The 22,307-nt window shown below is 62.7% G+C and carries 18 protein-coding genes and 2 pseudogenes; 8 read left to right on the top strand and 12 right to left on the bottom strand.

What is annotated here, in order from left to right; translation table 11 throughout:
* Positions 1–49 precede the first annotated feature (49 nt).
* Positions 50–2,812: a winged helix-turn-helix domain-containing protein gene (locus tag AB5I78_RS11530; RefSeq protein ID WP_369303455.1), complete on the top strand. Its 2,763-nt coding sequence runs from the start codon at positions 50–52 to the stop codon at positions 2,810–2,812.
* Here the strand turns inward: AB5I78_RS11530 and AB5I78_RS11525 are convergent.
* Together AB5I78_RS11525 and AB5I78_RS11520 are read right to left on the bottom strand one after the other, a co-directional pair.
* Positions 2,759–4,258: a winged helix-turn-helix domain-containing protein gene (locus AB5I78_RS11525; protein WP_369303454.1), complete on the bottom strand. Its 1,500-nt coding sequence runs from the start codon at positions 4,256–4,258 to the stop codon at positions 2,759–2,761. The two genes, AB5I78_RS11530 and AB5I78_RS11525, sit on opposite strands and share 54 nt — an antisense overlap.
* Before the next feature lie 95 nt (positions 4,259–4,353).
* Positions 4,354–5,304, bottom strand: a complete 951-nt coding sequence (locus tag AB5I78_RS11520) for a GlxA family transcriptional regulator (protein WP_369303453.1) — start codon at positions 5,302–5,304, stop codon at positions 4,354–4,356.
* Positions 5,305–5,484: 180 nt separating this feature from the next.
* Between AB5I78_RS11520 and AB5I78_RS11515 the strand changes: the two genes are divergently transcribed.
* Positions 5,485–6,207: a pirin family protein gene (locus tag AB5I78_RS11515; protein WP_369303452.1), complete on the top strand. Its 723-nt coding sequence runs from the start codon at positions 5,485–5,487 to the stop codon at positions 6,205–6,207.
* Positions 6,208–6,354: 147 nt separating this feature from the next.
* Positions 6,355–6,702 carry a hypothetical protein gene (locus tag AB5I78_RS11510; protein WP_369303451.1) on the top strand — a complete coding sequence of 116 codons (348 nt, stop codon included), beginning with the start codon at positions 6,355–6,357 and terminating at the stop codon, positions 6,700–6,702.
* Positions 6,703–6,764: 62 nt separating this feature from the next.
* Here AB5I78_RS11510 and AB5I78_RS11505 read toward each other — a convergent pair whose 3' ends face one another.
* Entirely contained in the window at positions 6,765–7,763 is a 999-nt protein-coding gene (locus AB5I78_RS11505) for a quinone oxidoreductase (RefSeq protein ID WP_369303450.1), read from the bottom strand.
* Between the two features lie 102 nt (positions 7,764–7,865).
* On the opposite strand from AB5I78_RS11505, the gene AB5I78_RS11500 reads away from it, so the two are divergent.
* Positions 7,866–8,729, top strand: coding sequence for a LysR family transcriptional regulator (locus AB5I78_RS11500; protein ID WP_369303449.1), 864 nt, complete (start codon positions 7,866–7,868; stop codon positions 8,727–8,729).
* Positions 8,730–9,152: 423 nt separating this feature from the next.
* Here the strand turns inward: AB5I78_RS11500 and AB5I78_RS11495 are convergent, their stop codons facing one another.
* Together AB5I78_RS11495 and AB5I78_RS11490 are read right to left on the bottom strand one after the other, a co-directional pair.
* The gene (locus AB5I78_RS11495) at positions 9,153–10,478 is read right to left on the bottom strand and encodes an LLM class flavin-dependent oxidoreductase (protein ID WP_242200054.1); all 1,326 of its coding nucleotides are present in this window, start codon (positions 10,476–10,478) and stop codon (positions 9,153–9,155) included.
* On the bottom strand, positions 10,475–11,413 hold the full coding sequence (locus AB5I78_RS11490) for an aliphatic sulfonate ABC transporter substrate-binding protein (protein ID WP_369303448.1): 939 nt from the start codon (positions 11,411–11,413) through the stop codon (positions 10,475–10,477). The genes AB5I78_RS11495 and AB5I78_RS11490 overlap by 4 nt, the downstream gene beginning before the upstream one ends.
* Positions 11,414–11,658: 245 nt before the next feature.
* On the opposite strand from AB5I78_RS11490, the gene AB5I78_RS11485 reads away from it, so the two are divergent.
* Both AB5I78_RS11485 and tal read left to right on the top strand, forming a co-directional pair.
* Positions 11,659–12,603 (top strand): aliphatic sulfonate ABC transporter substrate-binding protein, encoded by a 945-nt coding sequence (locus AB5I78_RS11485; protein ID WP_369303447.1) that lies wholly within the window; start codon positions 11,659–11,661, stop codon positions 12,601–12,603.
* Between the two features lie 244 nt (positions 12,604–12,847).
* Positions 12,848–13,771, top strand: a complete 924-nt coding sequence (gene tal, locus AB5I78_RS11480) for a transaldolase (protein ID WP_369303446.1) — start codon at positions 12,848–12,850, stop codon at positions 13,769–13,771.
* Between the two features lie 79 nt (positions 13,772–13,850).
* On the opposite strand, the gene AB5I78_RS11475 is transcribed toward tal, so the two are convergent.
* The 5 genes and pseudogenes from AB5I78_RS11475 to AB5I78_RS11455 all read right to left on the bottom strand — a co-directional run bounded on the left by AB5I78_RS11475 (position 13,851) and on the right by AB5I78_RS11455 (position 17,281).
* Positions 13,851–14,210, bottom strand: coding sequence for a lysozyme inhibitor LprI family protein (locus AB5I78_RS11475; protein WP_262207762.1), 360 nt, complete (start codon positions 14,208–14,210; stop codon positions 13,851–13,853).
* Positions 14,211–14,299: 89 nt separating this feature from the next.
* Positions 14,300–14,425, bottom strand: a pseudogene (locus tag AB5I78_RS11470) (aquaporin); the annotation flags it as partial.
* Positions 14,426–14,534: 109 nt separating this feature from the next.
* Complete coding sequence (locus tag AB5I78_RS11465; protein WP_369303445.1) at positions 14,535–15,722, bottom strand: sugar transporter; 1,188 nt, start codon at positions 15,720–15,722, stop codon at positions 14,535–14,537.
* 111 nt (positions 15,723–15,833) lie between these two features.
* Complete coding sequence (locus AB5I78_RS11460) at positions 15,834–16,196, bottom strand: type 1 fimbrial protein (RefSeq protein WP_369303444.1); 363 nt, start codon at positions 16,194–16,196, stop codon at positions 15,834–15,836.
* Positions 16,197–16,282: 86 nt separating this feature from the next.
* The gene (locus AB5I78_RS11455; protein WP_262207756.1) at positions 16,283–17,281 is read right to left on the bottom strand and encodes a bile acid:sodium symporter family protein; all 999 of its coding nucleotides are present in this window, start codon (positions 17,279–17,281) and stop codon (positions 16,283–16,285) included.
* An 85-nt stretch (positions 17,282–17,366) separates the two neighbouring features.
* Here AB5I78_RS11455 and AB5I78_RS11450 point away from each other — a divergent pair, with 85 nt between their 5' ends.
* Positions 17,367–18,155 (top strand): helix-turn-helix domain-containing protein, encoded by a 789-nt coding sequence (locus tag AB5I78_RS11450; RefSeq protein WP_145163626.1) that lies wholly within the window; start codon positions 17,367–17,369, stop codon positions 18,153–18,155.
* 1,025 nt (positions 18,156–19,180) lie between these two features.
* Here AB5I78_RS11450 and AB5I78_RS11445 read toward each other — a convergent pair.
* Positions 19,181–20,193: pseudogene (locus AB5I78_RS11445) on the bottom strand (ABC transporter substrate-binding protein).
* A 355-nt stretch (positions 20,194–20,548) separates the two neighbouring features.
* On the opposite strand from AB5I78_RS11445, the gene AB5I78_RS11440 reads away from it, so the two are divergent.
* Positions 20,549–20,980, top strand: a complete 432-nt coding sequence (locus tag AB5I78_RS11440) for a hypothetical protein (RefSeq protein WP_369302655.1) — start codon at positions 20,549–20,551, stop codon at positions 20,978–20,980.
* A 49-nt stretch (positions 20,981–21,029) separates the two neighbouring features.
* On the opposite strand, the gene AB5I78_RS11435 is transcribed toward AB5I78_RS11440, so the two are convergent.
* Entirely contained in the window at positions 21,030–22,274 is a 1,245-nt protein-coding gene (locus AB5I78_RS11435) for a zinc-dependent alcohol dehydrogenase (protein ID WP_242200077.1), read from the bottom strand.
* Between the last annotated feature and the right edge of the window lie 33 nt (positions 22,275–22,307).

Genomic DNA, 22,307 nt, shown 5'->3' with positions numbered 1-22,307 from the left:
CGCACCTGGAATATGCTGGCCAAACCCTTTTTTCCGAGCATGGGCCACCATGAGTGACCTCAGCGACCAGGCCGTGCATTTCGGCCCTTACCGCATCCACCCGCGCCAACGCCTGGTGCTGGAGGCCGGTCGCCCGTTGCGCCTGGGACGGCGTGCGGTGGAGATTCTGCTGATCCTGCTGGAGCAGGCCGGCAATGTGGTGAGCAAGCAGGAACTGATCGCGCGGGTCTGGCCGAAAACGGTGGTGGAAGACGGCAACCTGCGGGTGCACATGGCGGCGTTGCGCAAGGCACTCGGCGACGGCCAGGCCGGCCAGCGCTACATCGTCACCGTGGCCCAGCGCGGCTACAGTTTTGTTGCGCCACTGAGCATCGAACCGATGACGATTCCTGCCGACGGCCCGCCCCACAGCCAGGGCCATAACCTGCCACTGCGGCGCACGCGGATGATCGGTCGCCAGGCGCTGATCGATGCGCTGGTGCAGCAACTGCCGCAGCAACGCTTTATCACCCTGACCGGCGCAGGCGGCATCGGCAAGACCACCGTGGCGCTGCGGGTGGCCGAGTTGCTGATCGGGCATTACCGCGACGGCATTCGCCTGCTGGACCTGGCACCGCTGAGCGCGCCGTCGATGATCCTGCCCAACCTCGCCGCGCTGCTCGACCTCACGCCCCAAGCGCATGAGCCGCTGCTGACCTTCGCCCGCAGCCTGCACGCGCGTCAGCTGTTGCTGGTGATCGACAATTGCGAACACTTGCTCGACGACATCGCCCTGATCAGCGAAACCCTGCTGCGCCACGCGCCCCACGTGCATATCCTGGCCACCAGCCGCGAAGCGCTGCGGGCCGAAGGCGAATACGTGCAGCGCCTCGAACCGCTGGCCTGCCCGCCCGCCTCCGGCAACCGTGCCCAGGCCCTCGGCTACCCGGCGTTGCAGCTGCTGATCGAACGCGCCATGTCCCATCAAGACCGTTTTGAACTCAGCGAAGCGCAACTGCCGCTGGCCATTGATATCTGCCAGCGCCTGGACGGCATTCCCCTGGCGATCGAGTTGGTGGCGGCGCAGATCCAGCGCTTCGGCCTGCCGGGGCTGCTGGTGCAAATGGAAGACAACTTTCGCCTGCTGGTGCGTGGCCGGCGCAGCGCCCTGCCCCGCCAGCAAACCCTGCGCGCCACGCTGGACTGGAGTTTCGAGCTGCTGACGGCCTGCGAGCAGATTTGCCTGCGGCGCCTGGCCGTATTTCGTGGCGGGTTCAGCCTGACCAGCGCAGCGGCGGTGATCGCCGGGGAGCGCATCGCGCCGAACGAGGTGCTGGGCTCGATCACCCAGTTGGTGGCCAAGTCGCTGCTCAACGTCGAGGCTGGCGATGACGACGTGGTCTATCGCCTGCTCGACATCACCCGCACCTACGCGCTGGAAAAACTCAGCATGGCCGCGGAGCTTGAGACCACCCGCGAGCGCCACGCGGCGCGCTGCCTGGCGCTGATGGAACAGGCCCGGGAGGACTGGGAACTGATCGCGACCCAGGTGTGGATCAGCCGCTATGCCCCGCTGCGCGAAGACATTCGCGCCGCCCTCGATTGGTGCCTGGGCGAGGTGGGTGCGCACCTGTTGGGTATTCGCCTTACGGTCAGTGCGATGCCGTTGTGGCAGGAACTGTCGCTGCTGCACGAGCACGGGCTGTACGTGGGCAAGGCCCTGGCGCGGCTGGCGCGGTCAACCGCGCCGAGCAAGCACCTGCAGATGGAATTGCAGCTGGCGCTGGGCAGTTTTTCCTACCACGCCCAGGGCAGCACGCCACAGACCATTCAAGCCTTTGCCGGCGCGCTGCGCCTGGCACAAGCGAGCAACGACCTCACCGGCCAGCTACGAGCGGTGTCGGGCCATATGGCGGTCAATTTGTGCAGCGGCAACTATCGCGAGGCGTTGGCACAGAGCCTGCACTTCGATCAGCTCGGCCCACAATCCGAGCCCTTGCTGGACCTCAGCGCCCAGCGCCTGCGGGTGCTGGCACAACACTTTGCCGGCAACCAGGCACTGGCGCTGCACAACGCCGAACAAGTGATGCAGCGCATGGCCCACAGCGGCCATCTCAATCGGTTTACCCATGGCTTCGGCGTGCAATACGACCAGAGTGTGGCGTCGTTGACGATGCTTGCGCGCATCCTGTGGCTGCGCGGTTTTGCAGAGCGTGCCTGGCGTACCGCCAACCAGGCGCTGGAGCTGGCGCTGCAGATCAACCACGGCACCTCGATCTGCTACACGCTGGCCCTGGCCGGCGTGGTGATCGCCCGCTACAACGGCGATAGCGCTGCGGCGCGCTCGTTGCTCGATTTGTTGCTGCAACAGGCACAAAAACACTCGGTGCAGTTGTTTCACACCTGGGCGCAGCACTACGCGGGCACGGCGCCGCAGGCGGATTTGCAAGGGCTGGGTCTGGTCCGGGACACACTGGTGACGTTCAACGCCATCGACGTAGATGATGAAGTGTTTGAGCGCGCCAGAAGTGGCGCGGCCGGTTGGTGCAGCGCCGAGATTCTGCGCGTGCGGGCCGAGGCGTTACCTGACCTTCACGCGCGCGAAACGCTACTGCTGGAGGCGCTGGCCCTGGCGCATCAGCAAGGCGCGCTGGCCTGGGAATTACGCAGCGCAATGTCGCTGGCAAGCCTATGGCAACGCCAAGGACGGCGGCAGGCGGCGCGCGACCTGTTGAACACTCTCTACAAGCAATTCAACGAAGGCTTTGCCACCCACGACCTAGTCTGCGTACGCCGCCTGCTCGACGAGTTGCAGGACAAACGGCCGGCCTGAACGGGAGCCCAGGTAATGCCCATAGCCCTTTTGCAATTGCGCGACTTGCAGCGGGTCGCGCAGTAGCGCCAGGGCGTAGCTGCGCACGCTGTTGAGCAGGCGGTAGCGCGCAGGGCCAGGGCCCGGTTCCACCGCCAGCATCGAGGTGGCCGCCAGACGCGACAGCAGGTAGGACAGGTCGGCGTGTTCCAGCTCGGTGCCTGCCACCAGCTCGCTCAAGCGCGGCAAGGTCACGGCCATTTTGAACAGCGCCAACTGCAGGAACAGCCAGCGCTGCGGCAGGCTCAGGCGCTGATACGACCAGTCCAATGCCGCGATCACGGATTGGTGCCGTTCCACTGCCGTGCGCCGGCCGCGCGTCAACACCTGCAAGCCTCTTTGCAACTGCTCGTGCACACCCCGTATGCCCAGGGCATCGACCTGGGCCGCCGCCAGTTCCAGGGCCAGGGGAATACCGTCGAGGCGCCGGCAGATGTCGCGCAGTGGCGCCAAATCCTGGGCACGCAGCACAAAACCCTGCTGACCAGCACGCACCCGTGCGACAAATAACTGGACCGCCGCGGCGGCCATCGCCTGTTCGACACCGCGCCAGGCCGAGGGCATCGGCAGCGCCAGCCTGGGCACGTGTTGCACCCATTCGCCGGGCACCTGCAAGGCTTCACGACTGGTCAACACCACCGTCACCTGCGGCGCGTGTGCCTGCAGCGTGCGCACCAGGTGGCGGCAGGCGCCGAGCAACACATCGGCGCCGTCGAGTACCAGTAACAGCTGGCGCAGCGCCAACTGCTCGGCCAGTGCTTTGGCGCAGCCGCAGGGTTGCAGGTTCAGCGTGGCGGCCAGATGAGGCAGCAGGTGGGTTGGCCCTTGCACCGTTGCCAGATCCACCCAGCACACGCCGTCGCGATAACGCGGCAACACGCGTTCAGCCAGGGCCAGGGCCACGGTGCTCTTGCCCATACCAGCGCAGCCGGTGAGCATGATCAGCCGTTGGCTGTACAAGCGCCGCACCAGTGTGCCCAACAGCTCATCACGGCCCAGCACCGGGCTGAGTCGCACGGCCAGATTGTGCCAGGGCAACGCCGATGCGGCGCTGGCCGGCGCAACAAAGCAGTAGCCACGCAAGGGTTCATTGAGGATATAGCGCTGCCCGTCCAGCGCACGGCGCAGGGCCGCGATGTGCACGCGCAGGTTGTTCTCTTCCACCACGCTGCTCGGCCAGACCCGGGCAATCAGCGTGTCTTTGCGCACAAATTGCCCAGGTGTCTCCAGCAGTACCGCAAGGATATCCAGCGCACGCCCACCCAGCGGCACCGGCAGGCCAGCCTTGCTGACCAGGCGCTGTTGGCGGTGAAAGGTGTAGGGGCCAAAGCTGACTGCGTGTGGGTTGTGCATGCGGGTCAAAGCGCTGGAACACCCGGCCTTGGGCGTTTGCGCATCCTTTTCCATGGGCCTGTGGCTATCTTGCCAGCTCGCCATGACAGGACAATGCTGGCACGGGGAGCGCCACGGCCAATCAGGTGCGCGAAACAGACATCCTGTCGCTAACTGAACTGTTGTCGGTATTGCGTAGGGTTCAGGCCGAGCTTTTCACTGAACAGAAAACGCATGTGCCGCACGCTGCCAAACCCGGCGCGAAACGCCACGGTCTTGAGTGGCAGGTCGGTGGTTTCCAGTAACTGCCGGGCGCGGTCGATGCGCGCGCCTTGCAGGAACGCCATGGGCGTCATCTGCACCTCCTTGGCAAACAGCCGCGTGAAGTGCCGCGCGCTCATGCCCGCCAACGCGGCCATTGAGTCGATGGTAAAGGGCTGATCCAGCTGCGCCAGTACCTGGTTCTGCAACCGGGTGATCGCCGTTTCCAACGGCGCCACAGCCGCCGTCATCGGGCTGAACTGGGCCTGGCCGCCCTGGCGTTTCATCACCACCAGCAACACTTTGGCCACGTCCACCGCCACCTGTTTGCCATGGTCCTGGGCGACGACCGACAGCGCCAGGTCGATGCCGGCGGTCACCCCGCCGGAGGTGATCAAGCGTCCATCCTGCAAATAAATACGATCGGTCTCGACGATAGCCTTGGGGAAGCCCTTGATCAGGCGTTCGGTGTAATGCCAGTGGGTGGTCACGCGGTGGCCGTCGAGCAGCCCGGCATGCCCCAGCACAAAGGCGCCGGTGCAGATCGAGCCAAAGCGTCGCGCCCTGGGTGCGGCGGCCTTGAGCCAGGGCAGCAGCGCAGGATGGCATTCGTTATAGGCACCGGGGCCGCCCGGCACCAGCAACAGGTCATAGGCGTCGTGGGCCTGCTCCAGTAACAGGTCGGGTTGCACCTGCACACCATTGGAGGCGCGCAGTGGGCCAGGCTCGGTGCCAATGGTCAGGATCTGATAGTGAGCGGTCGCCGGCAGGTAGCGATTGGCGATGGAAAACACTTCGAGTGGACCGGCCATATCGAGCAGCAAAAAGTCCGGAAACAGCGCCATGGCCACGGTTTTCATGCAGAGAAAGTCCATCGAGAAGGAAGTCGAGACGACATTATGGCATGCCTTTTACTGTCAACCTCAGAGAGACAGTTATTCATATTTCAGCTTCTTAATGAATTTCACGATAACCATTAACCTTCTTCTCAACGCAAGAGCCCTGCATGACGCAGCCCGCTCTCACTTGAGGACAAGACCATGCTGACCCTTCGCAAAGCTTCGGACCGCGGCGCCGCCAATCACGGTTGGTTGAAGTCGTTTCACACCTTCTCGTTCGCCAATTACTGGAACCCGGCCGAGCAGGGTTTTTCTGACCTGCTGGTAATCAACGATGACCGCGTCGCCGCCGGCAAAGGCTTCGGCCAGCACCCGCACCGCGATATGGAAATTTTCTCCTATGTGCTCGAAGGCGCCCTGGAACACAAGGACACCCTGGGCACCGGCTCGGTGATTCGCCCAGGCGATGTGCAGTTGATGAGCGCTGGCAGCGGCGTGGCGCACAGTGAGTTCAACCATAGCCAACGCCAGGGCGTGCACTTCCTGCAGATCTGGATCGTGCCGAATGTAGTCGGCGCCGAGCCGCGCTATCAACAGGAGCACTTCAGCGAGGCGCAGAAACGTGGGCGCTTGCAATTGATCATCTCGCCGGAAGGTGCCGAGGGTTCGCTGAATGTGCGCCAGGATGCGCGGGTGTATGCCGGGCTGTTCGACGGCGACGAAGCCGCGACGCTGGACGTGCCGCCGGATCGCCATGTGTACATCCACGTGGCCCGAGGCAGTGTTGAAGTCAACGGCCAGCGCTTGCAGGAAGGCGATGGCGCCCGCGTGCGCGATGAACGGCAGATCAGCCTGAGCCGCGGCGAGGATGCCGAGGTGCTGGTGTTCGACCTGCGCCCTCAGGAACGGCCGCAGATGCCTTGACCGTCACCGCGATGACCCGCCCCAAAACGGGTCATCGCTGGCGTCGATAGTCACCATCAGCTCAATGAAGTTCTCTTAAAAAAACCAACGCGTAACATCAAACCCATGCCAAACGGCACCCAACTAGAACACTCGGAGCACACCACCATGAAACGCCAACTCTTGCTTAGCCTCGCTTTCTCGGTACTTGCTGCAAACGCTTTTGCTCACCCGGTTGTCGCTGAAGGCGGCGCGGATCGCCTGCAAGGTAACTCCGTAGCCGAAGGCGGTTCTGACCGTCTGCTGGACCGTCGTGTTGCTGAAGGTGGCGCGGATCGTCTGCAGGAACGCGGTCTGGCTGAAGGCGGTGCTGATCGCTTGCAGGAACGTGGCCTGGCTGAAGGCGGTGCTGATCGCTTGCAGGAACGTGGCCTGGCTGAAGGCGGTGCGGATCGCTTGCAGGAACGCGGCCTGGCTGAAGGCGGTGCGGATCGTCTGCAAGGGCACAACGCGTAACCCCGCACTGTTTGCGGGGCACCCCAAACCGGCCTGATCAGCCGGTTTTTTTTCGCCTGCGGTTAACGCAGGTCGCAGTCCACCCACAGTACCGCCTTGCCGATCTGCTGCCGCGCCTCGATACGGGCATGAACGAGCTGCACCGTCCCCAGGCTGTAATGCCCTTCAATGTCCACCGTCAGCGCGCCTTCCAGCATCGCCGCGAACACGGCGTTGGCACGCCGTTGCACGGTCGCGCCATCGGCCATGTGGTCAGCCAGCCGTGGGCGCGTCAAGAACAACGAGCCCGCCTCCCCCAGCTCCATCGGGTCCAGGTCTGTCAACGAGCCCGAGACATTGCCGTAGTTGACGATCAAACCGCGCGTGCGACAGGCGCGAAAACTCTCACGCAAGGTGTTTTTGCCGACGCAATCAAACACCACATCCACCCCTCGCCCGCCCGTGGCTTGCAGCACCTGATCGGCAAATCGCTCATAGGTCCAGGCTTGATGGGCGCCCTGCTGCAAGGCAATCGCACATTTCTCGACGCTGCTGGCGGTGGTCAATACCGTTGCCCCCAACCGACGCGCCATCTTCACCAGCAATTGGCCGATGCTGCCGGACGCGGCATGAACCAGGCAGGTACTGCCCGCCTGCAACCGCGCCACATCGTCAATCAGGTAGTGCGCGGTGCAGCCCTGAAACATCGCCGCAGCGGCCTGATCGAAGCTGATTGCGTTCGGGATCTGCGCAATTTTCTCGACAGGCACATTCGCATACTCGGCATACGCACCCCAGGCGATGCACCAGGCCACGCGGTCGCCCACAGCCAAGTGGCTGACGCCCGGACCGACTTCGGCCACCACACCGGCGCCTTCCATGCCCAGGGTGCACGGCAGGCGCACCGGGTACGTCGAAGAGTGTGCGTATTTGCCCTGGCGGGTATGAATGTCCATGAAATTGATCCCGGCGCAGGCCACCTTGACCAGCACATGCCCCGGCGTGACCTGGGGTTTTTCAACGTCGTGGCGCAATTGGGCGACTTCGGGACCGCCGTAGGCTTGCAGGATGATGGCTTTCATCGGGTAACAACTCCGTTTGCACTGGGAAGCGGCCATGGTAAAAGGACACGCTCGGTAGGAATATTCCCCAACCCTTCCCAGCCTCTGTGCGGAAATAACCCGATGTTCGATTGGCAGGATCTGTATTACTTCACCGTTCTGGCCCGCACCCAGTCGCTGTCGGCGGCCGCCCGCGAGTTGCAGGTGGAACACGCCACCGTCGGGCGCCGCGTCGATGCGCTGGAAAAAGCCCTCGGCGTAAAACTGGTAGACCGCCTGCCACGCAGCCGGCCACTCACGGCTCAAGGCCTGGCGCTGGCCGAGCTGGCCGCAGGCATGGGCGAGATGGCCACCGACGTGCTGCGCCTGTCGCGGGTAGCCTCCATCGAACTGGCCGGCACTGTGCGAGTCAGTTGCCCGCCGTCCATCGCCAACCACTGCATCGCGCCTCACATAGCGCGGTTGCGGGCCCAGTACCCCCAGCTGAACCTGGTGCTGATACCGTCCACTCAACTGGCTGCGCTCGACAAGGGCGAGGCCGATATCGCCCTGCGCACGGTGCGCCCCGACGAAGAGGCGCTGGTGCGCCGCAAGGTCGGCGTGGTGCGCTTCGGTCTTTATGGCGCGCCCGCGTTCACGCAGCTGCCTGCTGCCCAATGGACCTTCATCGCCTACGACAGCAGCCGTGATCACCTGCCGCAACAGGCGTGGCTGCACCAACTGCGCGGCCAACGCCCGATCGTGTTTGCCGCCAGCGAGTTGATCACCCAACAGACGGCCGCGCGCGCGCACGTCGGCGCAGTGGTGTTGCCAACGTTGGTGGGCGACCATGATCCGCTGCTGGCCAGGTTGCCGACACCCGGCGACGGGCCAGTCCGCGATATCTGGCTGACGGTGTACCCGGATATGCGCCGCTCGCCGTCGGTAAAGGTGGTGATGGAGTTTCTGGTGGCATGCATCGAAGGTGAAGCGCAGCTGCGGCGTTGAATCAGCCGGCGGTGGCGTTGACTCCAGCACCTGCTTGGCGCGTTCCAGGCGCAGGGTTTGCACATAGCTCTGTGCATCAGGTAGATGAGTGTCGGTTGTACTCGGTCAGAGGTGGGAGCTGGCTTGCCTGCGATGGCATCAACCCGGTGTACCTGATGGACCGAGGTGCCTGCATCGCAGGCAAGCCAGCTCCCACAGAAAAGCAAAAGCAGTGCGGTGGTGGAGGCTGAAGTCGGTCAAATTGTGGCGAGCGGGCTTGTTGTGGCGAGCGGGCTTGCCCCGCGTTGGGGCGCGAAGCGCCCCTAAAACCTGACACCGCCGTCTACCAGTCAGCGCGCGGTGGCCTTGATGGGGGCCGCTTCGCAGCCCAACGCGGGGCAAGCCCGCTCGCCACGACAGCCCGGCTCTTCACAGGAGGCGGTTTCAGGTTGCCAGATCCGCCAGTCCCAAGTGCTCGCGCAGTGTCGAGCCTTCATAGGCGGTACGAAACAACCCCTTGCGCTGCAAGTGCGGAATCACGCTCTCGACAAACTCAGTGAACGAACCCGGCAGGTAACCCGGTGAGATCACAAACCCGTCGCAGCCGCCTTGCTCGAACAGCTCCGCTAATTGGTCGGCGATCTGCGCGCCAGTGCCCACCAGTTGCGGCACGCGCACGCTGCTGGCGAAGATGCGGCCGAGTTGCTCAAGGGTAATTTCAGGCCCTTGCATCAACAGCTTTTCCGCCGCAGCGGCAGGGATCAGTGGCGACCGGGCAACCTCGGCCAGGGTGGCCGTCAGCGGGAACGGCGACAGGTCCACATTGAGCTGCGAAGCAAGTGTCACCAGCCCCAGCTCGGGGCGCGCCAGGGCGTTGTGCCGATCGCGTTTGGCGCGGGCTTCGGCCTCGCTGCCGCCAATAAACGGCATCACCGCGGTCAACACCTTGCAGCTGTCGGCGTCGCGGCCTTGCTGCACCACTTGGGCACGCACGTCATCGCGAAAGGCGCGCATCGCGTTCAAATGCGGGTGAATGGTGAAAATCGCCTCGGCCCAGCGTGCGCCAAACCGCCGACCGCGCCCGGACGAGCCGGCCTGAATCAATACCGGACGGCCCTGGGGCGTGCGCGGGATATTCAGCGGGCCCTCGACCTTGAACCACTCGCCCTGATGCTGCACCGACGTGATCAAGGCCGGGTCGGCGAGCACGCCGCGTTCGCGGTCCAGCTTGAGGGCGTCCTTGCCCCAACTGTTCCAGAGCTTCAATGCGACTTCGACAAACTCATCGGCGCGGTCGTAGCGCAGGTCGTGTTCCAGGTGCTTGTCCTTGCCGAACAGGCGCCCTTCACTATCGTTCATCGACGTGACGATATTCCACGCCGCGCGGCCCTTGGACAGGTGGTCGAGGGTGGCAAATTCGCGCGCGATGTGCGCCGGTTCGTAATAGGTGGTGGAGCGCGTCGCGCCCAGGCCCAGCTTGCGGGTCTGGCCTATCAGGTAAGAGAGAATCGGCAACGGGTCCAGGCGTGTGGCGTCCTGGGCGCCGTAGCGCAAGGCAAACTCGCGCGAGCCGCCCATCTGGTCGCCCACGGCCAGGCGGTCGGCGAAGAACAGGAAGTCGAACAGGCCCTCCTCCACCACCTTGGCGATGCGCGAGTAGTAGTCGGGGTCGAGGTAATTGCCGAGCGTTTCGGGGTGGCGCCACACGGCGTGGCTGTGCACCACCGGCCCACTCAGGAGGAAGGCTGACAAATGGATCTGGCGGCTCATGGTTTGGGGGTCCACACGGTGATATCGGCGACGTTCAGTGGCTTGGGAATCAGCTTGGCGGCGTAATAGGCGTCGGCGATGCGTTGCTGTTCGGCAAGGTTTTGCACCTTGACCGGGATGATGTCGTAGCTGCGTCGGCTATTGGCGCGCTCCACCGTGGCCGGTGGGATGTTGCCCCACAGCGGCGCAAGGATGTCAGCGGCTTGCTTGGGATGGGCTTTGACCCATTGGCCGGTTTCGCGCAGGGTATCGAAGGTGATTTGCAGCACCTCCGGGTGCGCCTTGGCAAATTGTGTGGTCGCCAGGTAGAAGCGGTTGTAGTTGGCCAGCCCGTCGTTGCCATCGGCGATCACACGCACGTGATGCTCAAGCTGCTGAGTGGCGAAGAACGGGTCCCAGATCACCCAGGCATCCACGCTGCCATTTGAAAACGCCGCGCCACCGTCGGGTGCCTCAAGGTAACGCGGGGTGATATCGGCCAGCGTCAGGCCGGCGTTGTGCAGCGCCGAGATCAGCAGAAAGTTGCTGCCCGAGCCCTTGGACACGGCGACGGTCTTGCCCTTGAGGTCGGCGATGCTGTGGATCGGGGATGCGTCCTGGACGATGATCGCCTGGGCGCCGGGCGACGAGTTTTCCTGGGCGTAATACGTCAGCGGCGCATCGGCGGCCTGGGTGAACAGCGCAAAGGCGTCAGCCACGTCCGCGTGCAAATCGACACTGCCGGCGTTCAAGGAGCTGAGCAGGCCGGTGCTGAATTCATGCCAATTGACGGTGAATCCCAAGGGCTTTAGGCGCTGTTCGAGCTGGCCATTTTGCTTGAGCAGGATCCACAGCGTCGACGAGCGCTGGTAGCTGATGTCCAGGGTCTGCTCGGCGTGGGCCGCCGCTGCGGCAAACAGCAGGCTGGCGGCGAGAATGAGTTGTTTCAACGTCATGGAAGGCCTTGGCATAGGTGAGTTGAAGGAAGCTGCTTATGCAAAAAGACCACATAAGACCTGGCAGACAAGCGAACTCGATTATATTAACGACGGGTAATTATGAAAGAACCCTATAATTCTATGGTTATGCCCAATTCGTCGGAACGCGTGAAAAGCGCCCTAAGCTCAGACCGAAAGAGTATTTATCGAATGCTTTTTAGAACTTTAAGCTTGGCCTTATTTCGCTGAAGATCGAGCGCGCCATGTCTATTCGTCGTCCCCTCGCCGTTGTCCTCGGGCTATTGGCTTTTTCGGTTGCGGTGAGCGCCGAGGCTCAGGAAACCGTGCGCATCGGTTACCAGAAATCCTCGACCCTGATCACCCTGCTGAAAACCCAGGGCACGCTTGAAAAAGCCCTCAAGGCCGACAACATCGACGTGAGCTGGCATGAATTCCCCAGCGGCCTGCCGCTGCTCGAAGCATTGAACGTGGGCAACGTGGACATCAGCGCCGACGTGGCTGACACCGTGCCGATCTTCGCTCAGGCCGCCCAGGCCAAACTCACCTACTTCGCCCAGGAAGCGCCCTCGCCTTCAGCCCAGGCCATCGTGGTGCGCAAGGACTCGCCGATCCAGCAGCTGGCAGATTTGAAAGGCAAGAAAATCGCGGTGACCAAGGCCGCCGGCACTCACTACTTGCTCATCGCCGCACTGGCCAAAGCCGGCCTGGCGTTCTCGGATATCGAGCCGGCCTATCTGTCGCCGGCCGATGGTCGCGCGGCCTTTGAGAACAACAAGGTTGACGCCTGGGTCACCTGGGAACCGTTCCTCACCAGCGTGCAGCGTCAACTGCCGACCCGCACCCTGGCCGACGGCGCAGGCCTTGCCAGTTACAAGCGCTATTACCTGACCGGCACGCCTTACGCCAAAGCGCATCCCGAGGTCTTGAAACGGGTGTATGAGCAATTGGAAAAAGCCGGTCAATGGGTAAAAACCAACCCGCAGGACGCGGCGAAAGTACTCGGCCCACTGTGGGGCAGCCTGGATGTGGCCACGGTGGAAGCCGCCAACGCGCACCGCAGTTACGAGGTGCAACCGGTCACGGTCGAACAGTTGGGTGAGCAGCAGAAGATCGCAGATGCCTTCTTCAAGGCCGGCTTGTTGCCCAAGGCGGTGGATGCGCAGGATGTGCAGACCTGGAAGCCGTGAGAAGTTTCATTTTGACGATGAGGCCCATGTGCGCGCGTGGCTGGCGGCCGAACCGTTTACGCATGGAGGGTTGTTCAAACAACTGGATGTGCAGGTTTTCCAGAACCGATGGCCGCAGAAAGTCGGCTTCCCAGAGGCGTAAAGGCGTGGCGCGCGGGTAAACAAGCCGCCCGGGAAGTGGTACAACGGGTGTCCCGTGCCGCCCAGCGCTGCGCCACATCCCACTTCCTGGAGACCGCCGCTCATGACGTCCAAGCTCGAACAACTCAAGCAATTCACCACCGTGGTCTGCGACACCGGCGACCTGGAAGCCATCAGCCGCTTGCGTCCGGTCGACGCCACCACCAACCCGTCGTTACTGCTTAAAGCCGCCGCCATCCCGGAATACGCCGAGCTGCTGCGCACTGCCGTGAGCCTGTCCAAGGGCGACGTAGGCCTGGCCTGCGATCACTTCGCCGTGTCGGTCGGTGCGGGCATTCTCAAGGTGATTCCCGGGCGCATCTCGACCGAAGTCGACGCGCGGCTGTCCTTTGACGAAGACGCACTGTGGGCCAAGGCCAACCAGCTGATCGCCCTGTACGACCAGGCCGGTATCGGTCGCGAGCGCGTGCTGATCAAGCTGGCGTCCACCTGGGAAGGCATCCGCACTGCCGAGCGCCTGGAAAAAGCCGGCATCCAGACCAACCTCACGCTGCTGTTCTCCTTCGCCCAGGCCGTGGCGTGCGCTGATGCCGGGGTATTTTTGATCTCGCCATTCGTAGGCCGCATCTACGACTGGTACCGCAAAAGCACGGGCCTGGATTACACCGGCGCCGAAGACCCGGGCGTGCAATCAGTCACACGCATCTACAACTACTACAAGGCCAACGCCATCCCGACCGTGGTCATGGGCGCAAGCTTTCGCACGCTCAGCCAGATCGAGCAACTGGCAGGTTGTGACCGCCTGACCATCAGCCCGGACCTGCTGCACAAACTCGATGAAGACAACGGCACGCTGGAACGCAAACTGGTGCCGGGCGCTGAAGGTGAAGTGCGTCAGCAACTGACCGAAGCGCAGTTCCGCTGGGCGTCGAATGAAGATGCGATGGCAACGGAAAAACTCGCCGAAGGCATCCGGCAGTTCGCGCGCGATCAGGAGAAGTTGGAGGCGGTGCTGGCGGCGTTGTAACAGGACGCTCGATTGCTGTGGCGAGAGAGCCTGCGCCCTCGCCACGGCAATCACCCAAAGGCTGAGTCTTCGCTGTGATTCAGAACGGCCCCTTTGTCATCACCCGCTCATCAATAAACCCGCGCAACATGCCAATGCGTTGCGTGTAGGCGTCACTCAGGCAACTCAGCCGCGCGCCACACGCGCGCCGCTGCTTGAGCCAGTCCGCCTGCCCGTCCATCAATGAGCCGCGCCCGCCCATGGCCATGAAGTGCTTGTTCAGGTCGTAGAGCAACGCCATCGTTACGTCCTGGTCATTCAAGCTGCGGTTGGCGCAGATGGCAATTTCGTCAGCGGCCTTGGCCTTGGCGCAATCAAAGCTGGCGGCCTGGCTTGAAAGGCTGAGCATCAGGGTGCAAATACCGGTAAAGAGTGCGGGTTTGAGCAATAGACGTGACATCGGCGGTGGACTCCGAAAAAAGTGGGCAAACGGCGGCGTTATAGATAGGCCCGCCGCCGGCGAAAAAGTTCTTCGACACCGAGCACCGTTCAGTCGCGGCCACCCAACTTACGGGCGGGCGGCGCACCGAGTAGTGCGCCGACGATCGGCGCCAGCCAGAGCTGCGACAGGTATTCGCTGCGGGCAAACAGCGCCGGGCCGGTGCTGCGGGCCGGTTGACGGATCAATGCACGTTTTTAGACTGATCCACGGCATCCATATAGGCGACGAGGTGTCTCACGGGTTCAATCCTTTGATTTTTTCAAGTCATCATTGACCAACGCATCAGTTGCTACGCGCCACACCCTGCCCATACCGGTGAATCGCCAGGCAGTAGCCGATCAGCGCCACTGCCGCGAGCAACCCGCCCGCCGCGCCGATCCAGGCGAAGCCGAAGTGACTGCCGACCCAACTGCCCATCAGGGCGCCGCCGCCGATGCCGATGTTGTAGATGCCGGAGAACATCGCCATGGCCACGTCGGTGGCGTCGGGTGCCAGCACCAGCACTTTGGATTGCATGGCCAGGCCAAAGCCCATGATCGCCATGCCCCAGAACACGCTCAGGCCGACGAGGTAGGACTCGGCGCCGCTCAAGGGCAGCATCAGCGCCAGGCACGCAGCAAGCAGGAACACCGCACTGACCACGAACAGGTGCGGGTTGAAACGGTGCACCAGGCTGAACAGCAGCGAACCGATGATACCCGCGCCGCCGAACACCAGCAGGAACAGAGTGACCACGTTGCCGCTCAGGCCGGCGACGCCTTCGACGAAGGGTTCGATGTAGCTGTAGGCGGTGAATTGCGCGGTCACCACCATGGCGGTGAGCACGTACAGCGCCAACAGCGCCGGGCGCTTGAACAGCAACGGCAGGCTGCGCAGCGAGCCGGAGTTCTGGCTCGGCAGCAGCGGCAAGGTGCGCGCCAGCCAGAACACCAGGGCCGCGGCAAAGGCGGCGATCACCAGAAACGTGGTGCGCCAGCCCATGGCTTCGCCGAGCAGGCGGCCCAGCGGAATGCCCAGGACCATCGCCAGTGACGTGCCGGTGGCCAGCAGGCCGAGGGCTTGCACCTGCTTGCCCTCCGGCGCCAGGCGCACGGCCAGGGATGCGGTGATCGACCAGAACAACGCGTGGGACAAGGCGATGCCGATGCGGCTGACCATCAGCAAGCCGAAGCTGGTGGCAACGCTGGAGAGAATATGGCTGGCGATAAACAAGCCGAACAACACGATCAGCAACTTGCGCCGTTCGACGTTACGCGTCAGCAGCATCACCGGCAGCGACGTCAGCGACACGATCCAGGCATAGATGGTGAGCATCAGGCCGACGCTGGCGATGGGCATGTCGAAGCTGGCGCCGATGGCGCTGAGCAGGCCGACCGGTACGAATTCGGTGGTATTGAACACAAACGCGGCCAAAGCAAGGGCGATGACCGGTTGCCAGTTGGCTTGGGGGGTTGCGGCTGAAATGCTCATTGGCGGGCGAGGTACTCTGGCGATGATCCAACGGCCACGCAGAACAGCGCCGCCGCCGAGCATTCTATAGGTTTCTCGCCGCGCTGTTTGCGCGGATCGTCGCTCTGAGGTTCAGGGCAAGGTCATGGTGATCACGTAGTTGCCCGACACAATCGGCGTGCCGGCGCTGTCCACCAGCAGGTAGCGCTGGTCGTAATAACGCCCGGCGCCACTGTCGGCAACCAGCTTCACCCGAGCCGCATCGACGCTGGCCACCGGCGCCAGACTGCGCACCTCGAAGCGGCTGCCGCGGTTAAAACTGGCGCAGCCGGTCAACTCCATCACCGCGCCGCTGCGCGCATTTGTCGCACACCCAGGCTCAACGATTGCGCCGGTGAACTGGATAGTGCCCTGCCCCACGGTCTGTGCCGCACCACAGGCACTGGCCCATAGGCAAAACAGGCCTGCAAACACCGAAATACCTTTAACGCTCATGCCGACACTCCTTATTGGGCTCTCACCCAGGAAGTCGTCTGGCCGGGCGTTAACTTGAGGTGATTCGGCCTAGGGTGTGATCTGGATCACGGATCCACCTGCCCCATCATCTCGGGGATGCTTTCCGGCCGCTTGGCGTAGCGCTGCGCCAGCGCCGCGCACACCATCAACTGGATCTGGTGAAACAGCATCAGCGGCAGAATCAACACGCCCATGGTCGCGCCGGCGAACAGCACTTGCGCCATCGGCACGCCAGTGGCGAGGCTTTTCTTCGAGCCGCAGAACAAGATGGTGATGCGGTCTTCCTGGTTAAAGCCAAAGGCCTTGCCCAGCACGGTGGACGCCACCAGTACCAGGACCAGCAACACACAGCACGCCACCACCAGGCCGCCCAACTCCCACAGCGGGATCTTGTGCCAGATGCCTTCGTTGACCGCTTCGCTGAACGCGCCGTAAACCACCAGCAGGATCGAGCCCTGATCGACGAACTTCAGCCAGGACTTATTCCGGCCGACCCAATCGCCGATCCAGCGACGAGCGATTTGCCCGGCGATAAACGGCAACAGCAATTGCACGCTGATTTTCAGGATCGCGTCGACGGTGGAGCCCGCGTCGCCGTGCACGTTGAGCAGCAGCGTCACCAGCAGCGGCGTGAGGAAGATGCCGAACAGGCTGGAGGCCGCCGCACTGCAGATCGCCGCCGGAATGTTGCCGCGCGCAAGCGACGTAAAGGCAATCGCCGATTGCACCGTGGCCGGCAAGGCGCACAGGTAGAGCATGCCCATGTACAGGTCTTTGCCGATCAGCGGCGACAGCACCGGCTTGAGCGCCAGGCCGAGCAAGGGGAACAGCACAAAGGTCAGGCTGAACACCAGCAGGTGCAGGCGCCAGTGCCCGGCACCGGCGACGATGGCCTGGCGCGACAGCTTGGCGCCGTGCAGGAAAAACAGCAGCGCAATGGCCAGGTTGGTCACCCAGCCAAAGGCCACGGCGGTCTGGCCGCTGGCGGGCAGCAGGGAAGCGAGAATCACCGTGGCAATCAGGGTCAGGGTGAAGTTGTCAGGCAGAAAACGTGGACGGGTCATAAGCAAATCTTCCAGGGGTTGCCAAGAGCATCGATGCGACTCTAACGTAACGGCTTGTTACCGACTAACGCCAATGAGCCAGTAAATGCCGCCTAAAGGACATGACAAGACCGTCCGGCGCAGTGTGCCCGGGCTTTCCAGCCTGCCGCGGCCCGTGTATGGGCGCACGGAGTCACTGCCCAATCGTGCGCTGACCCGCCAGCACAGCCACCCGTGGGTGCAGTTGTCCTACGCGATATCCGGGGTGCTGGAGATCCAGACCAGCGTCGGCCGCTTCGTCGCCCCGCCCCAGCGCGCGGTGTGGATCCCGGCGGGCGTGCCGCACCGGGTGTTCAGTTCGCCGCACACGGAAATGCGCAGCCTGTACCTGGATTGCAGTGTTACCGCCTGGGCGGCCGAGCGGTGTCAGGTGTTGGAGGTGAGCAGTTTGTTGCGCGAGTTGATCCGCAGTTTCAGTGAGTTGCCGGTGGAATATGCCGAGGACGGGCCGGATGGGCGGCTGGCCCAGGTGGTGCTCGACCAGTTGGCCGCTGCGCCGCAGGTGGATTTGATGCTGCCTTTGCCCCTGGACCCGCGGTTGCGTCAGGTTTATCGCAGCTTGAACCTGCATCCGGAGCAGCAGACGACCTTGGGGGATTGGGGGCGCAGGCTGGGGGTGAGTGAGAAGACGTTGAGTCGGTTGTTTCTGAGTGATACCGGGCTGACGTTTCGCGCTTGGCGTCAGCGGTTGCGGTTGCTGAGTGCGTTGCCGGCCCTGGAGCAGGGGGAGCGGGTTACGGATGTGGCGTTGGGGTGTGGGTATGAGTCGACTTCGGCGTTTATTGCGGCGTTTCGGCAGCAGTTTGATGCGACACCGGGGGAGTTTTTTCGGTGATGTTTGGGGTGGGTTATTGGGTACATATCCGTTATTTGGGTGATGGCGAATATCGGTTCCGCTCTTACAGCGGGTCACTTTTGAAAAGAGCCCAAAAGTAACCAAAAGGCTCTTGCCCCACCACTCGGCACCTCGCTTAGGCTCGGTGTGCCCTCACGCAGGCTTTGGAGCGTGGGCCGCCGCGATGGGCCATCCATGGCCCAACACGGCTAAACCGGCGTCCTGCCGGTTTACCCACGCTCCAAAACCTGCATTCGGCCAGCGTGGTTTAACGGGGCGCCTAAGATCAAAATCAAAAGCAAAGCACGGCGGCCTAGTAGCCGACCTGAGTGGTAGAAGCAAAACCGAGGCGGCCTGACAGCCGACCTGATTCTGGAAGCTGAACTCAATCAAATGTGGGAGCTGGCTTGCCTGCGATGGCATCAACCCGGTGTACCTGATGGACCGCGGTGCCTGCATCGCAGGCAAGCCAGCTCCCACAGAAAAGCAAAGCAGTGCGGTGCTGGCAGTTGAACTCGGTGAAATTGTGGGAGCGGGCTTGCTCGCGAAGGCGGTGGGTCAGTCAGCTTAGGTGTCACTGAACCACCGCATTCGCGGGCAAGCCCGCTCCCACATTTGGAGCTCAGTACATCAGATAGAGGTGTGTTGATCTGCTTTTGATCCGCTTTTGCTTCTACCACTCAGGTCGGCTTTCAGGCCGCCGTGCTTTTGCTTTTGATCTTGCTTGTGATCTGACAGGCCCCGTCAACCACGCTGGCCGAACGCAGGCTTGAATCCGTGGGTAACCCGGCAGGACGCCGGGTTAGCCGCGTTGGGCCATGGATGGCCCGTCGCGGCGGCCCACGGATTCAAGCCGGAGTGAGGGCACACCGAGCCTAGGCGAGGTGCCGAGTGGTGGGGCAAAGACCTTTTGGTTACTTTTGGGGCGTTTGCCAAAAGTGACCCGCTGTAAGAGCGGAACCGCCAGCCGCCGTTACCGCAGCAACGGATATGCCCCCTAAAAAACGCCCGCCATCAGCAACCACTCAACTCCCATCCCCACCATGAGCCTCTTCAAAGAAGTAATCCTTCCAGCTCGCCGCCTTGTTCTTCAACACCCCCAGCTCCTGCAATTTCTCGGCATAGATATAGGTCCGCTGCGGCACGATGGTGAAATCGATCTCCGGGTCCTGGACAATTTTCTCCACCAGGTCCAATGGCAGCTTGGATTGCTCCACACGGATATACGCCTTCGCCGCGGCCGGCTTATCGGCCTTGATGATCGTCTCGGCCTCAGCCAGCGCGTCGTAAAACGCCTTATAGGTCTTGGGGTTCTCGTCGTGGAATTTCTCAGTGGTGTAAAGCACGTTGAACGTAGCCTGCCCGCCAAGGATGTCGTAGGAACTGAGCACCTTGTGCACGTTAGGGTTAAGCAACTCCTGGTACTGGAACGGCGGGCTTGAGAAGTGCGAGTTAATCTCCGAACCACCGGCAATCAACGCCGCCGTGGCGTCAGGATGAGCCAGGCTGATGGAGATATCGTCGAATTTCTTGTAGTTCGCATCGCCAAACTGCTTGGCGGTTTCGATCTGCAGGGTGCGCGACTGAAACCCCACACCGGCAGCGGGCACGGCGATGCGGTCTTTCTCGGTGAAGTCCTTGAGGGTCTTCACGTTAGGGTTGTTGGTCAGCAGGTAATTGGGCATCGAACCGAGCGAGGCGATGGCCTTGACGTTCTGCTTGCCCTTGGTGCGGTCCCACAGGGTGAGCATCGGCGGCACACCGGCCGAGACCACGTCCAGCGCACCCGCCAGCAGCGATTCATTCATCGCCGTGGCGCCGGAGATGCTGTTCCATTCCACCTGGATATCCAGCCCCTGCTCCTTGCCGTGTTTCTCGATCAAGTGCTGGTCGCGCACCACATCGAGGATCAGGTAGCCGATGCCGAACTGCTGGGCGATGCTGATTTTGCCTTCGGCCTGGGCACCGGGCTGAGCAAGCTGCCAGCAGCGGCCAGCGACGCAACCAATAAGGTCAGGGAGGAACGCTTGAAAGTCATGGGGAATCTGCCGCGTTTTCGGGAAGGTGATGAAGCCTAGCGGCGTTTTTTAAGACACGAAAAGAATATATAGCTCTATTCTTATGCAATAAATCAGCAGCGCTGAACGGCGGCGATGTTCGAGCGTCCGACACCAAAACCTGCCAGCACGTGGTCGAGGTTTTCCAGGATTTTACGCGTTTGCGCTGCGTCGCCATCGACGGAGGTTGATTGGGGAAACGCTAACAAGGCTATTGGCGAATGGACGTCGACCCTGAAGCGAGTTCCTTTCGCGCAAAAAATCCCCATGGGCGCCGCTCGGCTGGTATTGTGCCGCGCTTTGAAATGCACCTGCCGACCTGCGAGGAAATGGACGTTGAACACTGACGATAAAATGACCGGGGACATGTTCGAGGTGGATAAGCGCCTGTCACTCAAGCCCGTGGTGGACTTCAACGCCTACCTGCGCAGCGCGTTCGGCGACGGCCCATGCACCTGCGTACGCTGCGCCACCAGCAACGGTGACGAAACCGGCTACGCGTACCAGCACAGCTTCAACTTCGACGGCAAACCCAGCCACCGCCGCTTTGCCTCGACTGCGGGCAGTGATGTGCTGACGATGCTGAAAAAAGCCTGGCTGTCGTACACCAAGGCCGAGCTGCCGCTCAGTGGCGAGCTGGCGCTGGACACGGTCAAGGAGTTCGTCGAGCCGCAGTTGCACAAGCGCGTGGCGCCGTTGTTTGTGGCCAGTGGCCTGGTCAAGGACGTGGACGGCGTGCTGCAGATCCAACCGCAGGCGGCAGCCTGACGTGAATGCGGGAGGGGCTTGCCCCCTCCCGGTTTGCGCTGTGTTTGGTTTAGAAGCCTGGAACGCCCTGCAGGCGTAAATCAGGCGTCACTTCTTCCAGCGGTTCGACAATCGGCCGCTCATCCATGCCCGGCAGCAGGATCACCTTGCGGCACTCCTCCTCGGCCTTGTCAAACAACTCATAGCCGCGCGCAGCCTGCTCCAGCGACAACCGATGCGTGACGATCGCCTCGGGGTTCAGATGCCCCAGCTCGATGTGCTCAAGCAACTGCGGCAGGAAGCGCTGCACATGGGTCTGGCCCATCTTGAACGTCAGCCCCTTGTCGAACGCGTCGCCAAACATAAACCCGTGAATAAACCCGGCATACACCCCGGCCACGCTGACCACCCCACCACGGCGCACGGCAGCGATGCACTGGCGCAGGGCCTTGCCGCTGCTGCCTTCGATCTTGAGCGTGGTGAGGATGGTCTCGGTGGTGCTGCCCTTGGCTTCGAACCCCACGGCGTCCACGACGCCATCGACCCCGCGCATGCCGGCGGTCTGGCGAATGATGGTGTCGGCGGGGTCGTCATCTTCTTCGAAGTTGATCGGGATCACCCCGTACATTTTCTGCGCGTAGGCCAAGCGATAGGGATGGTCATCGACCATGAAGATCTGCTCGGCGCCAAGCATCTGCGCGCACGCCGCGCTGAGCAGGCCTACCGGGCCGGCGCCGTAGATCGCAACGCTGGAGCCCTTGCCGATGCCGGCGTTGGTCACCGCCTGCCAGGCCGTGGGCAGGATGTCCGAGAGGAACAGGACCTTTTCATCCGCCAGCAACCCAGGCACCTTGAATGGCCCGGTGTTGGCTTTCGGCACTCGCACCAGCTCGGCCTGGCCGCCGGGAATGCCGCCATACAGACGGCTGTAGCCGAACAACGCGGCCCCCGGCGGGATCGCCTTTTTATTCAGGATCGCGCCGCGCCCATCATTGGTGGTTTCGCAGGCGGCAAATTGTTGCAGTTGGCAGAAGAAGCAGTCGCCACAGGCAATCACGAACGGGATCACCACGCGGTCGCCGCGCTGCACGGCCGTCACCGCCGGCCCGGTTTCCTCGACGATGCCCATGAACTCATGGCCGAAGATGTCGCCGTGCTCGACGGTCGGGATCTTGCCGCGGTACAGGTGCAAGTCCGAGCCGCAAATGGCGGTGGCGGTGACGCGCAAAATAATGTCGTCGGGTTGCTCAATGATCGGATCGGGCACCGTATCGACCTGCACTTTGTGCGCGCCCTGGAAAGTCATCGCTCGCATGCTCTGCACTCCTGTTGTTGAGAAGGTGTTGAA

The sequence above is a fragment of the Pseudomonas sp. N2-3-1-14 genome, from assembly GCF_041228395.1.
Lineage (GTDB): Bacteria > Pseudomonadota > Gammaproteobacteria > Pseudomonadales > Pseudomonadaceae > Aquipseudomonas.
Note: the sequence above shows the minus strand (reverse complement) of the source record. Positions and strands in the feature narration are given on the sequence as shown.

What these genes read in the sequence shown, in the direction of transcription:
- AB5I78_RS11530 (WP_369303455.1), top strand. Translation starts at nt 50, where the DNA reads ATGAGTGACCTCAGCGACCAGGCCGTGCATTTCGGCCCTTACCGCATC.
- AB5I78_RS11520 (WP_369303453.1), bottom strand. Translation starts at nt 5,304, where the DNA reads ATGAAAACCGTGGCCATGGCGCTGTTTCCGGACTTTTTGCTGCTCGAT.
- AB5I78_RS11525 (WP_369303454.1), bottom strand. Translation starts at nt 4,258, where the DNA reads ATGGAAAAGGATGCGCAAACGCCCAAGGCCGGGTGTTCCAGCGCTTTG.
- AB5I78_RS11505 (WP_369303450.1), bottom strand. Translation starts at nt 7,763, where the DNA reads ATGAAAGCCATCATCCTGCAAGCCTACGGCGGTCCCGAAGTCGCCCAA.
- AB5I78_RS11475 (WP_262207762.1), bottom strand. Translation starts at nt 14,210, where the DNA reads ATGTCACGTCTATTGCTCAAACCCGCACTCTTTACCGGTATTTGCACC.
- AB5I78_RS11450 (WP_145163626.1), top strand. Translation starts at nt 17,367, where the DNA reads ATGCCGCCTAAAGGACATGACAAGACCGTCCGGCGCAGTGTGCCCGGG.
- AB5I78_RS11465 (WP_369303445.1), bottom strand. Translation starts at nt 15,722, where the DNA reads ATGAGCATTTCAGCCGCAACCCCCCAAGCCAACTGGCAACCGGTCATC.
- AB5I78_RS11515 (WP_369303452.1), top strand. Translation starts at nt 5,485, where the DNA reads ATGCTGACCCTTCGCAAAGCTTCGGACCGCGGCGCCGCCAATCACGGT.
- AB5I78_RS11460 (WP_369303444.1), bottom strand. Translation starts at nt 16,196, where the DNA reads ATGAGCGTTAAAGGTATTTCGGTGTTTGCAGGCCTGTTTTGCCTATGG.
- AB5I78_RS11490 (WP_369303448.1), bottom strand. Translation starts at nt 11,413, where the DNA reads ATGACGTTGAAACAACTCATTCTCGCCGCCAGCCTGCTGTTTGCCGCA.
- AB5I78_RS11485 (WP_369303447.1), top strand. Translation starts at nt 11,659, where the DNA reads ATGTCTATTCGTCGTCCCCTCGCCGTTGTCCTCGGGCTATTGGCTTTT.
- AB5I78_RS11435 (WP_242200077.1), bottom strand. Translation starts at nt 22,274, where the DNA reads ATGCGAGCGATGACTTTCCAGGGCGCGCACAAAGTGCAGGTCGATACG.
- tal (WP_369303446.1), top strand. Translation starts at nt 12,848, where the DNA reads ATGACGTCCAAGCTCGAACAACTCAAGCAATTCACCACCGTGGTCTGC.
- AB5I78_RS11455 (WP_262207756.1), bottom strand. Translation starts at nt 17,281, where the DNA reads ATGACCCGTCCACGTTTTCTGCCTGACAACTTCACCCTGACCCTGATT.
- AB5I78_RS11495 (WP_242200054.1), bottom strand. Translation starts at nt 10,478, where the DNA reads ATGAGCCGCCAGATCCATTTGTCAGCCTTCCTCCTGAGTGGGCCGGTG.
- AB5I78_RS11500 (WP_369303449.1), top strand. Translation starts at nt 7,866, where the DNA reads ATGTTCGATTGGCAGGATCTGTATTACTTCACCGTTCTGGCCCGCACC.
- AB5I78_RS11510 (WP_369303451.1), top strand. Translation starts at nt 6,355, where the DNA reads ATGAAACGCCAACTCTTGCTTAGCCTCGCTTTCTCGGTACTTGCTGCA.